The 13,602-nt window shown below is 66.5% G+C and carries 11 protein-coding genes; 8 read left to right on the top strand and 3 right to left on the bottom strand.

The window, feature by feature from the left end; translation table 11 throughout:
* The first annotated feature begins 7 nt into the window (after window positions 1–7).
* The gene (locus tag LuPra_RS04710) at window positions 8–562 is read left to right on the top strand and encodes a hypothetical protein (protein WP_110169682.1); all 555 of its coding nucleotides are present in this window, start codon (window positions 8–10) and stop codon (window positions 560–562) included.
* A gap of 40 nt (window positions 563–602) precedes the next feature.
* On the opposite strand, the gene LuPra_RS04705 is transcribed toward LuPra_RS04710, so the two are convergent.
* Window positions 603–3,512: a protein kinase domain-containing protein gene (locus LuPra_RS04705; RefSeq protein WP_157898739.1), complete on the bottom strand. Its 2,910-nt coding sequence runs from the start codon at window positions 3,510–3,512 to the stop codon at window positions 603–605.
* 38 nt (window positions 3,513–3,550) lie between these two features.
* Entirely contained in the window at window positions 3,551–4,183 is a 633-nt protein-coding gene (locus LuPra_RS04700; RefSeq protein WP_110169680.1) for a sigma-70 family RNA polymerase sigma factor, read from the bottom strand.
* Between the two features lie 643 nt (window positions 4,184–4,826).
* On the opposite strand from LuPra_RS04700, the gene LuPra_RS31590 reads away from it, so the two are divergent.
* From LuPra_RS31590 to LuPra_RS04680, 5 genes are read left to right on the top strand one after another with little or no spacing between them, the layout of a single operon-like run.
* Entirely contained in the window at window positions 4,827–5,006 is a 180-nt protein-coding gene (locus tag LuPra_RS31590) for a hypothetical protein (protein ID WP_157898738.1), read from the top strand.
* 10 nt (window positions 5,007–5,016) lie between these two features.
* Window positions 5,017–5,226, top strand: coding sequence for a hypothetical protein (locus LuPra_RS04695; protein ID WP_110169679.1), 210 nt, complete (start codon window positions 5,017–5,019; stop codon window positions 5,224–5,226).
* An 8-nt stretch (window positions 5,227–5,234) separates the two neighbouring features.
* Window positions 5,235–6,173: an aldolase/citrate lyase family protein gene (locus tag LuPra_RS04690; protein ID WP_157898737.1), complete on the top strand. Its 939-nt coding sequence runs from the start codon at window positions 5,235–5,237 to the stop codon at window positions 6,171–6,173.
* Window positions 6,170–6,610, top strand: a complete 441-nt coding sequence (locus LuPra_RS04685; RefSeq protein ID WP_110169677.1) for a c-type cytochrome — start codon at window positions 6,170–6,172, stop codon at window positions 6,608–6,610. The genes LuPra_RS04690 and LuPra_RS04685 overlap by 4 nt, the downstream gene beginning before the upstream one ends.
* The gene (locus LuPra_RS04680) at window positions 6,607–8,628 is read left to right on the top strand and encodes an outer membrane protein assembly factor BamB family protein (protein WP_110169676.1); all 2,022 of its coding nucleotides are present in this window, start codon (window positions 6,607–6,609) and stop codon (window positions 8,626–8,628) included. Before LuPra_RS04685 ends, LuPra_RS04680 begins: the two co-directional genes overlap by 4 nt.
* 26 nt (window positions 8,629–8,654) lie before the next feature.
* Here LuPra_RS04680 and LuPra_RS04675 read toward each other — a convergent pair whose 3' ends face one another.
* A complete protein-coding gene (locus tag LuPra_RS04675; RefSeq protein ID WP_110169675.1) occupies window positions 8,655–10,145 on the bottom strand; it encodes an MBL fold metallo-hydrolase in 1,491 nt (496 codons plus the stop codon).
* A 249-nt stretch (window positions 10,146–10,394) separates the two neighbouring features.
* Between LuPra_RS04675 and LuPra_RS04670 the strand changes: the two genes are divergently transcribed.
* Together LuPra_RS04670 and LuPra_RS04665 are read left to right on the top strand one after the other, a co-directional pair.
* Window positions 10,395–10,739, top strand: a complete 345-nt coding sequence (locus LuPra_RS04670; RefSeq protein WP_110169674.1) for a PadR family transcriptional regulator — start codon at window positions 10,395–10,397, stop codon at window positions 10,737–10,739.
* 24 nt (window positions 10,740–10,763) lie between these two features.
* Window positions 10,764–13,460 (top strand): ABC transporter permease, encoded by a 2,697-nt coding sequence (locus LuPra_RS04665; protein ID WP_110169673.1) that lies wholly within the window; start codon window positions 10,764–10,766, stop codon window positions 13,458–13,460.
* Window positions 13,461–13,602: the final 142 nt, after the last annotated feature.

Here is a 13,602-nt window from a genome sequence, read left to right as displayed (position 1 = left end):
GGTTTCCATGTGGGCAACGCTCCGGCTGCCGCTCGCCGTTTGTGCGACGTTTCATCTGGCAACACCCGCTGCGCTTCCAGGGGCCGATCAGTCGAGCGACGCGCACCCTTCGCCGGTGATGACCAATGGCGAGTGGGCCCAGGATCTCGGACGTGCCAGTTCCGAGATCTACATGATCAGCGTGGCGGCGGACTCGCACGGGCCATCCGCGCGCACGACGGCGCTGCCACTGGATGTCGCGTTCGTCCAACAGCGGCTGTACGAGCCACCTGTCTCGCTGAACTTCGCCGTCGTCACGCCATTCGCGGCCGACAACCGCGAAGCGGGTGTGGAGCTTCGCTGTAACTCGCTAGCCGTCGCCTCCGCCATCTGGACGCTCGACGAGAGAGCCAACACCGTTCGCGAGTTTCGTTGGAAGCTCACTGACGAGAACTGCGTGTATGAACTGGTGGCGATCCTGGTGAGAACGAAGGATTACCTGTATCTGTACCAGTTGGTGCCCAGCAGGGCCTCGCTACCGTACAGAATTCCCGCGCGGCAATTCGGACGGGGACACCGTTGAATTGAGTTGTCCGAGCTGCAACACGCAACACGTGGTCGGCTCAGGGCTCTCGTGGAACGAGACGCTTCAGTTCGTCGACCCAGTTGTGAATCAGCACCAACTCCACTGATGACCCGCTGGCTGATGCAGTCGGAACGCCGTGGAACAGGAAGCGCTCGCCGTCGGCGGACACATCGAATTCGCGGTCGAGGCCAAACGCCGTCGCTGCCGTATAGGTGAACAGCGGCTCTGGTCTCGAGAACTCGAAGCGACCCTCGCCATCGGCTCGGACCGACACTGCCATGACGCGGCCCTGGTCGTCGACGTACACGAGCTCACGCCCGCCGCGTGTCCAGCGAGGACCTGCGCCGCCTCCGGTGGAGATCTGCCACATCCGAGCGCCAACGTTGGGAAATGGGCGAACGTACACTTCGCGTCGGCCTGATGCGTCCGAGTTGTATGCGATGGCACGACCGTCGGGAGAGATCGCCGGGTTTCGCTCGACGCCCGGAGCCTGCAACAACGTTTCAAGGCGCACTTTCCCAGTCAGCCGAACGATCAGCAGATCGTCGAGCGATGCCCCCGGCGCCAGTCCCGTCGTGATGATGCCGCTTCCGTCGGGCAGGAAATCGGGATCGGTCCGTTCGAACGAGCGCATCCCGATGCCCTTCACCAGCGCTTCAATAGAACCGCTCCCGTCTGGCCGCACCCAGCCGAACCCGACGTCTCCGTCGAACGACGTCGTGAAAACGATGCGGCTTCCATCCGGGGTCCACGTCGGCGCCGAGAATGCCACGACTCGACCCGAGGTCAGTCGCGTGAAAGTGCCCCTGTTGAAGCTGTACGTCCAGAGATCGCGGCTGGGCCCGACCTGCACCACGAACCGGTCGCCTGCCGGCGATAGTGCGGCCAGCAGATAGTTTTCCGGCGCCAGCGGCAGGGTCTCTGCCTCGCCGCGTCGATTGACCCACATCAGGACGGTCTTGCCGGCCGACGCGGACGCCTCGCTCGACCGCACGTACGCCAGCGCGTCTCCGCCCACCGTGAACTGCGGATAGCCCGTGGGCGACCAGAGCACGTCCTCACGGACGCGGCGCGCGACTCCCCGTGTCTGAAGCGAGTCGAGATCGAAACCGACTGCCCACAGTTTGTCGTGTCGGCCGAACACCACATGACCCGAGTCGACGTAGCGCGCGCCGACACCTTCGAAGATATCGCGCACTTGGCGCGTGTGGAGCAGGACGACGGCTGCGCGAGGCGGCTTCTTCGCGTCCAGGATGGTGAAGAGCACGCCGCGACCGCCGGGCAACAGTTGGGGAAGTTCGTGACGCTCGCCGGTTGCCGGGATCGTCAACTGGCGAGACTCGCCGCCTTCGGCGGAAGTCAACCAGAGGCCGGAGCCCAAACGACCAGTGACGATCCCTTCCGCTTCTCCCCAGGTTCCGCCACGCGTCGGATGGTTCGAATGCAGCCGGCGGGGTGTGCCGCCGTCGAGAGAGGTCGACCACAATTCACTTCGTGTCTCGAAGCCGATTCGCCGGCCATCACCAGAGAAGAACGCATCACTTCCACCTTCGGTCCCGACGATGGGTTCTGGATCGAGTCGGTCGAGGTCTTTCCGGTACAGGACACGGTTCCCACCATGCGGGCCCGAGTACACGATGGTCCTGCCGTTCGGCGCCAGCGAGAAATGCACGCCTGCCTGATGGACGAGGCGAGGCCCATCGACAGTCATCGACATGACCATCAACGGCCTGGACTGCTCCGATGGACGCGCCCGCTCGACGACAGTCATCGTCACGAGCAAGGCAGCGAGCGCGCCGAACAGCAGCCAGGACGCTGTCGCCCATGCCGAGCGTTGCCGCGTGTTCGACCTGCTCGACACGACACTCGACGCCTCTCTTTGAGACTCGTCGATCTCGAGGCGGGCCGCCGCTGCCGAGTCCAGCCGCTGTCCGGCGTCCTTCTCGAGGCAACGCCGCAGCAATCGGCGGATGGCCGGCGGTGTGGATGCAGGCAGCGCCGCCCAATCTGGTTCGCCGCCGATGACCTCGCGCACCACGGCCGATCGCGTTTCCCCGGTAAACGCCGGCCGCGCGGTGAGCATCTCGAACAGGACGCATCCGAAGGCCCACATGTCCACGCGGCGGTCGACCGGCTTCTGACTCGCCTGTTCCGGCGATATGTAGGCGGCCGTCCCAAGCACCACACCCGGTACTGACGAGACCGCCGCCGGATTCACCAGGTCGTCGGCCTCGTCGCTTGTCGGATGGACCGTCTTGGCCAGGCCGAAGTCGAGCACCTTGACCGTGCTGTCGGTTCGGACCTGGATGTTCGCGGGCTTCAGGTCGCGGTGAACGACACCCTGCTCGTGCGCCGCTTCGAGCGCCGCGGCAATCTGCCGTGCGATGGGGAGCGCATCGTTTACGGCGATGGGGCCGCGCGCGATGAGGTCGGCAAGCGTTTCGCCCGCGACCAGCTCCATGACGATGGCGGTCACGCCCCCGGAACTCTGTAAGCCGTGGATCTGCGCAATGTTCGGGTGATTCAGCGACGCGAGCACACGCGCTTCGCGTGCGAAGCGCAGAAGGCGGTCAGCGTCGTCGGCGAACTCGGGTGACAGGACCTTCACCGCGACATTACGGTTCAGTTCGGTATCGCGCGCCCGGTAGACATGCCCCATGCCGCCGGCGCCGATCAGCTTGCCGATCTGCAGGGTGTTGAACCGCCGTCCGGTCAGCACGGTATCTGTCGGCGGTTCCATGACGTCCGCAACCACCGCGGCAAGCGGCTGTTCCAGGAACTCTTCTGCGCGCGAGACGTCGACCAGCGTCACTTCGAGTTCGAGCTGGCTCGCGTCGTCGTCTCGGCAGGCTTCGCGCAGGAATGCCGCGCGGTCGGCCGGCGGGCGAGTCATCGCCGCGTCCCAGATGTCCTCGAAATGACGGAACCAATCGACCTTGTCGGGCATGACCACGTCGTTCGGGCGCTCGAGTATCCGAAACCTCACTAATGCCGGGTCGACCTGCCTGCTGCGCGCGTCACGCCACTAGTGGCGCACCCATCAGCCCTCAACTCACGCGCAAGCCACACCTTCGCCAGCCGCCAGTCCCGCATCACCGTTTGCGGCGAGACCTGCAGCAGGCCCGCCGTTTCTTCGACGCTCAGTCCAGCAAAGAAGCGCATCTCGATCACCTTCGCTCGTCTGGAATCGTGCTGCGCCAGGCGGTCGAGCGCGTCGTCGAGCGCACAGAGCATGAAAGCCGTGTCGGACTGGGCCGTCGGAATCTGGTCCGGATCGATCGCCGGCGAGCGTCCGTCCCGTGCAGCGCCGCCGCCTCGCTTCGAGGCGGTCCGGGCACGCGCCGCCTCGACCAGAATATGCCGCATGATCTGTGCCGACAGTGCGAAGAAGTGGGCACGATCGGTCCAGTTCAAGTCGCGTGCCTTGGTGAGACGCAGGTACACCTCATGGACGAGCGCTGTGCTTTGCAGCGTGACGTCAGCGCGCTCGCTCCGCATGTAGCGCCGGGCTTGCGCATGGAGCTGGGCGTAGACCAGCGGCATGAGTTGCTCGAGCGCTTCGTCGTCTCCCCGGCTCCATGCTCTCAGCAGGCCCGTGATGTCGGCCGGTTCAGGCATGCGCCGATTGTAGTTCCAGCACCAGTGCGTAGACGCCCTCCGTGCCATCGACCCGGGTCGGCCACGCCTTGGTGGCCGACGAACGGCGGGCCTGCGGCTTCAGCTACTGTCCTGCGCCGACGGCTTTCACGACACGTCTTTGGTGAGGGGCCGATCGGGGTTCGGCGGGTGAGCCGGCAGCCAGACGGTGCAGTCGAGCTTCAGACGATCGAGCGTGTTGGCCACTGGCCGAAGGCGCCGCTGCTCGCTGTCCCCGGGTAGGAATGGCCCACGCATCCCGGATCCAGCGCTACCGCTGGCCGAGGAGCGCCAAAGTCGCCGCGCGAGCGAGGCGCGTGAAGTATGCGTGCATCCCTACTCGCTGTCGGCGGCTGATGATCCTGACGCGGATATCGTCCACAGATTCACGCGACGAAAATCCGCGTAACCGGCGCAGTCGTCGTGGCTCCGCAGACAAGTCCGACCGCTACTCGGGCGATCTTCTCCCCACCCACCGACGATGGTTCGATGAGGTTGGCATAGTCTTCCCTTGTGGCACACACCGAGCGAAGGTCTATGACGGGAAGGGAATGCTCGATGGCCACTCGAATGATGGCGTCGTTGAATACCGTGAGGATCGTGGACGCCCGGCGCTGGAAAAGACTTGTCGTCGCTTCTGGGCGCAGTGCGCGCGTACACCATTCCTGCCGTGGGTTTCGTCAACGAGGGACGGCTGTTCGTCGACGGCCGGGGCCCCAGCGATGTCGAGGGCCGAACACGCCTGCTCCGGATGTGGCTGGACGCGGGACTCGAATTGGGTAAACCACACGTACTCGCATCGTGATCTGAACACGATGCCCCTCGATCAGTTCCAGGACGACGTGCTCCCGGGCGAGACGGTGACACGGCACCTCCTGAAGGGAAGAACGCAGACCGTGGACAACGACGAGTTCGTCTGCGCGGCCGCGTACGCAAGGGCGCTCCGCCGCGGCATCCTCGACTGGGCCGCTTCGAGTCCGTGTCTTGTTATGCTCATCGCCGCTGCCCGACGACACTCCAAATGAATGGACCTATGCGCCCCACGACACCGGCCCCCGCCCACCCCATTGCCGTCTCGACGAAGTCCCGTACGACCCGGCTGCTCGTGCTGTCGGCGGCGCTGTTGGCCGCAGTCTCGGTGACCGCGGCTGAGCCGGCGCCTCAGATCGCTGCGCCTCCACAGGCCGCACGGCCAGGCGCGCCTCCGGTCAAGGCCGGTTCGCAGACGTTCAACACCGTGATCGCGAAGCTGAAAGAAGGAAAGCAGGTCTTCAGCAACACCATCATCGGTCCTGACCTCGCCGTCGCGAAGAAAGCCTGCGAAGGGGTGGACTTCATCTGGATCGAGATGCAGCACAGCACGCTCACCTGGCGTGAGACCCAGCAGCTGATCAAGGTGATTGTCGAAGCCGGAAGCATTCCCTTCGTGCGCGTACCGACCGCGAACGAGGGCGACATCCAGAAAGCCACCGATGCGGGCGCGCTCGGCATCATCATCCCGATGGCCGACTCGGTCGAGGAGGCGCGCAACGCCGTCCTGTTCTCCAAATTCCCCATCGGGCACCGCGACAACCCGAACGCCAAGCCATGGGGCCATCGCAGCTCGGGCCAGATGCAGGCGCCCAGCCTCTGGGGCCCTGGCTACGCCGTGAACGCGAACAACAACATCCTCGTGATGATCCTGATCGAGAACCCGCACGGCGTCGGCATCATTGACGACCTCCTCGAAGAGGTGCAGGGCATCGACATCGTCATGGTGGCGAGCAACGACTTCGGCATGCACGGCGGCGATCGCGACGGCGACGCGAGCTACAACGCGCGCGAGAAGCTCGTACGCGAAGCCGTCCTCAAGCGAGGCCTGGTTCTCGCCGGCCCGTCGAGCTGGAAGGACCGACCAGGCTACCGGCTGTTCCAGGGCCCGCGCGACGCCACCACCACGGGATACGAGCCCCCACCGGCCCCGCCCAGATGAGTGCGCCCTGCACGCGGCTCGCGGGCCTGCTCGCCGCGCTGACCCTGTCGATCTCGGCCGCGGCGGAACAAGCTCCGCCCCCTGCCGCACGGTCCGCCTGGGACCGTGTGTTCAACCAGGATCAAGTCGACCGCGGGCAAACCGCCTACAACGCCCTGTGCGCCCGCTGCCACGGCGAGACGCTCGGCGGCGGCGAGAACTCCCCTGCCCTTGTCGACGACGTCTTCTTCACGTTCTGGGGCGGCAAGACCGTCGGCGACCTCGTCGAGTACACCCGCACGACGATGCCGTCTGACGGCCCTGGGAAGATCAGCCGAAAGCGCTGCGTCGACATCGCGGCCTACCTGCTCAGCGCCAACGGCTTTCCGGCCGGCGACCGCGAGTTCCCGACCGAGCTCGACGCGCTCAACCAGATCACGATCACCCGAACCAGATGAGACGCCAACCCGCTCGCCTCGTCGCCGCGTCGGCCCTGCTGCTGGCATTGGCCGGGAACCTCCACGCGCAACAAGGCGCGACGAAGGGCGAATGGCGCTACTACGGCGCCGATCAGGGCAACACCAAGTACTCGCCGCTGGACCAGATCAACGCCAGGAACGTCAGGGAGCTCGAGATCGTCTGGCGCTGGAAGGCGGACAACTTCGGCCCGACGCCCGACTACAACTGGGAAGTCACCCCGCTGATGATCGGCGGCGTCCTGTATTTCACGGCCGGCTCCCGGCGTGACGTCGTCGCCGTCGACGCGGCCACCGGCGAGACCCTCTGGATGTACCGCCTCGATGAGGGCGAACGCGGCGACCGCGCCCCGAGAAAACAGAATCGCGGCCTCGCCTACTGGACCGACGGCAAGGGCGACGCCCGGCTCCTCCTCGTCACCCCGGGCTATCAACTGGTCGCGCTCGATGCGAAGACCGGCCGCCCGATCCCCGCGTTTGGCAAGGACGGCATTGTCGAGCTCACCAATGGCCTCGACCGCGATGTGGTGACACCCGGCCAGATCGGCTCGAGCTCGCCGGCCGTCGTCGTCCGCGATGTCGTCGTGGTCGGGGCCGCCATGATCGCCGGCACCGCTCCTCCGTCGAAGACGCACGTGCCGGGGTACGTGCGCGGCTTCGATGTCCGGACCGGCCAGCAGATCTGGACGTTCAAGACAATCCCGCAGCCCGGCGAGTTCGGCCACGAGACCTGGGAAGGCGACTCGTGGAAATACACGGGCAACACCGCCGCGTGGGCGCCGCTGGCCGCCGACGAAGAACTCGGCTACGTCTACGTCCCCGTCGAGACGCCGACTGGCGACTTCTACGGCGGCCACCGCCTGGGCGACAACCTGTTCGGGGACAGCCTCGTGTGCCTCGATGCGAAGACGGGCAGACGCGTCTGGCATTTTCAGATCGTCCACCACGACATCTGGGACTGGGAGCCCTCGTCGCCCCCGATGCTCGCCGACATCACCGTCGGCGGGAAGAAGATCAAGGCCGTCGCCCAGGTCACGAAGCAGGCGTTCACCTTCGTGTTCGATCGCGTCACCGGCATGCCGGTCTGGCCGATCGAGGAACGGCCGGTGCCGCAGACCGATGTTCCAGGAGAGCGGACGTCACCGACGCAGCCGTTTCCCACCAGGCCGGCGCCCTTTGACCGCCAGGGCGTCACGACCGACGACCTCCTCGACTTCACGCCCGAACTGAAAGCGGAAGCGATCAGGATTCTCGGGCACTACAAGACGTCGACCACTCCGTACCTGCCCCCCATCCTGGCCGGGGCCGACGGCAAGCTGTCGTCGTTGTGGCTGCCGCATCACACCGGCGGCGCCAACTGGCCGGGGGGCGCGCTCGATCCGGAGACGGGGATCATGTACGTGTCTTCGGTCACCAACGCCGACGCGGTGGCACTCCAGAAGGGCGATCCGAAACGGACGGACATGGCGTACGTGGCCACGTTCGGCGCGCATCCTGGCGCCCCCAGCGGCGCCGTCCAGACCGCCGCGCCGCCCGTTGCCGGCGAAAGCGCCGGCCGTCCCAACTTCGGGCCCCAGGGTTTGCCGCTCATCCGCCCACCCTGGGGCCGGATCACGGCGATCGACCTCAACACGGGCGACCACCTCTGGATGATCGGCAACGGTGACGCGCCCGACGTCGTGAAGAACAATCCGGCTATCAAGGGCCTGAACCTCGATCTCTCGAAGGCCGGCAAGCCCGAACGCTCCCCGCTTATGGTGACCAAGACGCTGCTGTTCGGCGCCGACGGTTCGGGCCTCTTCAGCGCCGGCCCTGGAAGCGGAGGCAAGATGTTTCGCGCCATCGACAAGAAGAGCGGCGCGATCGTCCACGAGATGGCGCTGCCCGCCAGCACGACGGGCATTCCGATGACATACATGGTCGACGATCGCCAATACATCGTCGTCGCCATCGGCGCCCGCGGCGTTCCCGCCGAGCTCATCGCCCTGGCCGTGCCGTAACGGAACCGGCCGGGAGGCGAACCCTACTACGGGGCTGCTGCGCCGACGGCCTTCACGACATCGTCCTTGGTGAGGGGCCGATCGGGGTTCGGCGGGTGGGCCGGCAGCCAGACGGTGTAGTCGAGCTTCAGACGATCGAGCGTGGCGGCCACTGCCTTCACGGTTGCCAATTGCACAGGCGTCGAATTCACAATCGAGACATCCGCCGTCCAGACAAGTTTTTCCGCCGGCAGATAGACCACGAGCATGCCGTCGCTGTGTTCGTTGGGCGCGTGATGCAGCTCGACGATCTTTCCGTTCGAGCCTTTCCGGATGTCGCGATCGCCAACCGCCTGGACGACGTCCTTCCGGCGACTCGGCACCTTCGACAGACTGTCGCCGATGAGCGTCCGCGGGCCCGCGAGGAGCCGCTCGAGGACCTGCTCGTTGTTGCGATGCGTCAGGATCGTGGCCCCCTCGGCGACCGCTGCCCCGAGCCCACTCGCGTGATCGAAGTGCGCGTGCGAATTGACGACGAAGCGGATCGTCTTTCCCGGAATGGCCTGCCGGGCTGCCGCCATGACCGCCATACCACGTCCGTCGCTCTGCCCGCTCTCGACGACGAGGATGTGGTCGCCCATGTCGACGGCGAGTGACGCGTAATTGCCGCCGATCTTGAAGACACCCTCGCCGAGCTTCTCGACGGGCGGCGCACTGGCGGCGGCCGCGGGAAGTGCAGCGGCCGGCGCGGCCGGCGCGCCCGCTGCGGGGGGCGGCGGTGTCAGCAACTCGACGAGATTGGCGGGATTCGGCGTCGCCGCGTCGATGGTGGCGTCAAACGTCTGCATCCCGGCTTGGCGCTGGACGATGCGGCCCGGCACCTGCACGCCGTTCATGCTCCGATAGTTCGAGTAGTCGAACTCGACCAACAGGTCGCCCACGACCGCGTTGTCGACGCGCGTCTCGACCTTCGTGACGAGGTTCTGGTCGTTGACGTAGCCGGTCACGGTGTAGGTCTGCCCCGACGGTGACGTCAGGTTCGCCGGCGAGAAGGACACCACCTGCAGTCCGCCCTGACGCTGCACTTTCGCCTCACGTCCGGCGGCGGCCTTGAGGAACCCCCACGGTGTCGTCCAGACATTGAGCGCCTGCGCCCAGGTGCTGCCGGCTTGCGCGCCGGTGATGTTCTGGTTGAAGACGCCGGCCGCCTGCGCGGGCACGCCCGGGATGGTGGGCGGCTGCGTTGGTCCGGTGGCACGCGAGACCAGGGCCGCGGGTTCAGCTGCAGGGCCGAACGTGAGTGTTCGCGTGTATCGCGAGATCGTGGTGACGTTGACCGGGCCCATCGGCTCGCCGATGGCCTTGCTCTGGCCGAAGGCGCCGTTGCTCGCTGTCCCCGAGTAGGTGATGGCGTTCAACGTGTCGACGCCCATCGCCTTCGATGCCGCGGCCACGACAGACGCCGCGTCCTGCGCCGCGGCGCCGGTCGCGAGTAGGGTCAGCAACAGCATGGCCGTGGGTACCGTTGTGAGCCGCATCGCGTTCCTCCGGATCGATGTAAGGTCTGAACGTGTTCCGCCAACTGCTCGCGCATTGTACCTATCCCCGGTCCAGCACTTGCCGCTGGCCGCGGCGCGCCAGGGTTCCAGGGCCAGCGCCGTCCTCCACCAGCCGAGGGCCGGCGGGCTGACCTCTGCTCCGGACAACGCAAACGCCAGCAGTTGACAGCCTCTCCCGTCAGGGGGAAACTTCTCGCTTCCATAGTTCGTCTATGCAAAGAGGCACTGATGAAAGAAGCGAGGACGAAGGGCCGGAACGAGCTGCTGCCAGGCACGCTCGAGATGTTGATTCTGAAGACGCTGTCGATCGAGTCGATGCACGGCTACGGCATCGCCCAGCACATCCAGATGCTGTCGGCCGACGTGCTGACGATCGAAGAGGGATCGCTGTATCCGGCGCTGCAACGGATGCTCGTCAAGGGATGGGTGTTGGCCGAGTGGAAGATTTCGGCGAACAACCGACGGGCGCGCTTCTACACGCTCACGACTGCCGGCAAGAAGCAGCTCGGCGTCGAGGCATCGCGATTCTCCCAGATGTCCGGCGCGATCATGCGCGTGATGAAAACGACCTAGTGTCCTGATTCTCAGGAGAGTGCCGTGGGTTCCGTGCTCCGACGGGTGCTGTTCTTGTTCAAGCGCCATCAGTTCGATCAGGATCTGGAAGACGAGTTCCGCTTTCACGAGGAGATGAAGGCGCGCGCGCTCGCCGATGCGGAGGGCATGAGCAGCGACGAGGCGCAAGCGGCCGCGCGACGGCAGATCGGCAATGCGCTGAGGCTTCGCGAGCAGTCGCGCGAAGCCTGGGTCTTCGCCACGACCGAAACGTTCGCAAAGGACGCGCGGCACGCGCTGCGATTGCTTCGGCGCGACCCGGCCTTCACCGTCACCGCCCTCGCCACGCTCGCGCTCGGCATCGGCCTCACAACCATTATTTTCTCCGTGGCCTACGGCGTCCTCTGGCGTCCGCTGCCGTACCACGAGCCCGACCGCCTCATCCTTCTCTCGTCAGCACAGCGGACGGAGACGGGCCCCAGGACCTTCTGGAACTGGTCGCCGGTGTCGTACGACGCGCTACGCCAGCACGTGACCACGTTCGATCAGCTCGCGGCCTACACCTCAATCGACGCCGAGCTCAACGGACGCGGCGAGCCGCTGCAGTTGCGCGCGCTCGACGTGAGTACGAACTTCTTCGTCACATTGGGCGTCACTCCCGTGCACGGCCGCGCGTTCCTCACCGGCGCCGCGGCTCCCGACGACGATCGCAGCGCGATCGTCAGCGATCGGCTCTGGCGCACGTCGCTGGGGGCCGATCCGGCCATCGTCGGGCAATCCATCACCATCGACGGCCTTCCCCGCACCGTCGTCGGCGTGCTGCCGCCGGACTTCAGCTTCAGGCCGGTGATCCGGATCGGTACGTTGCCGGAACCGGACGTCTACCTGCCCAATCGCTGGGTCGGCGATCCGGGCAAGGGCGCGTTTCTCTTCCTGCTGGGCCGGATGACACCGGGCATGACGCAGGAACGGGTCGAATCGGAGTTGACGGCGCTGGTGAACGCTCCGTCCTTCGCGACCGGCGCGCGCGGGATGGAGGGCGCACTCGCGCCGAACGTCCGCACGCTCGCGCGCACGGTCGGCCTGCAGGAGCACGGCACGGAGTCGGTGCGCACGCTGCTGCTGATTCTGCTCGGGGCAGTGTCGTTCGTGCTCCTGATCGCCTGCGTCAATGTCGCGAACCTGCAGATGGCGCGCCTCACCGCGCGCCGCGGCGAGTTGTCCGTACGCCTGGCCCTCGGCGCCGGGCGAGGGCGGATCGTGCGTCAACTCCTGACCGAAGCGGTCGTGTTGTCAGTGCTGGGTGCGGTCTTAGGCGTCCTGCTCGCGCGGATCGCGATCGACGTCATGCTGCCGCTCGTGCCAGAGTTCGCGCTCCCCCGCCTGGGCAGCATCGTCATCGATGCACGTGTGCTGGCGTTCTGCCTCGGCCTGTCGTTCGTGTCGACGCTGATGATTGGTCTCGTGCCAGCAGCGCGCGTCAGCGCCGCGGCGTTTGCCGAGAACCTCGCCCTGCATGCCGGCGGGGCGCGGACGACCGGAGACCGTCAGGGCGAACGACTGCGGACGCTGCTGGTTGTCGGGCAGGTCGCGATGACGCTCGTCCTCCTGATCGGCGCGGGCCTGCTGATTCACAGCTTCGTGCGTCTCACGTCGGTGTCGCCGGGCTTCGAACTGAGCGGGAGCGACGGCGTCGTCCAGACCGTCAGGGTGACGCTGCCCCCACGCCAGTACGACGATCCCGAGCGCATGCACGCGTTCGCGCGCGACGTGCTCGATCGCATCCAGACCCTGCCGGGCGTGAAGTCCGCGAGCCTGATCAACTCGGCGCCGTTCGGGAGGATGTTCATCCGCGACGAGTTCGACATCGAGGGTCTGCCGAAGCCGAAAATCTCCGCCGGCAGGCCGAAGATCGACGCGGCCTACTTCACGACCATGGGGATTGCGCTGCTGGCAGGGCGTGAGTTCACCGCCGGCGACACGGCAAATGCACCGAAGGTCGCGATCATCAGCGAGCGCATCGTGCGCGACTACATTGCAGGTGGGACGCGCGAGGCACTCGGTCGACGCGTGCGCATGGGCGAGGACGGCGAGTGGCTGACGGTGGTGGGCGTCGTGGCGGACATCCGCCAGATGGGGCTCGACCGGGAGGTGGAGCCGATGCTGTACGTGCCCTACCAGCAGGAGCGGGGCATGCTCTACCTGCGGTTCGTGTCGTTCGTCGCGCGCACGGCCACGCCCGCAAGCGTGGTCGAGGGCATGCGTGCCGAGGTTCGTCGCGTGGCGCCCGATCTGGCCATCGCCGGTGCAACGACAATGGACGAAGCGGTGGCGGCGTCGGTCGCACCGCCGCGTTTCCGGATGTGGCTGCTGGTGCTGTTTGCGACGGCCGCGACGCTGATTGCGACGTGCGGCATCTACGGAGTGATGGCCTACGCGGTGGCGCAGCGCCGCCGCGAGATCGGCGTGCGCATGGCGCTCGGCGCCGATCGCCGCGAAGTGCTCCGCCTCGTGCTGGTACGCGCACTCCGGATCGTCGGCGCCGGCCTGATCGTCGGCCTCGCGGGGGCCGTCGCTGTGACGCGGGTGCTGCAGAGGTTCCTGTTCGGGGTGACGCCGACCGATCCGATCGCGTTCACGATCGTCACGCTGTTGCTGTTGGCGGTGGCACTGATGGCGGCATGGGTACCCGCGCGCCGCGCGACACGAATCGACCCGTGGGCCGCGCTGCGCGCGGAATAGCCGTCAACGACTTGTGGCGGTGCCTTGACCCCAATGGGATGAGCACCGTGACTGGAACCCGGACCGAACGCCTGCTGGCCCTTGGCGCGTCGATGCTGATGCTGCTGTTCAACGGCGCGTGGGCGTCTCGGACCCCATGACG

Origin of the sequence: Luteitalea pratensis, assembly GCF_001618865.1 — a bacterium.
Taxonomy (GTDB): Bacteria; Acidobacteriota; Vicinamibacteria; order Vicinamibacterales; family Vicinamibacteraceae; genus Luteitalea; species Luteitalea pratensis.
This window is presented reverse-complemented; position numbering and strand designations above follow the sequence as displayed.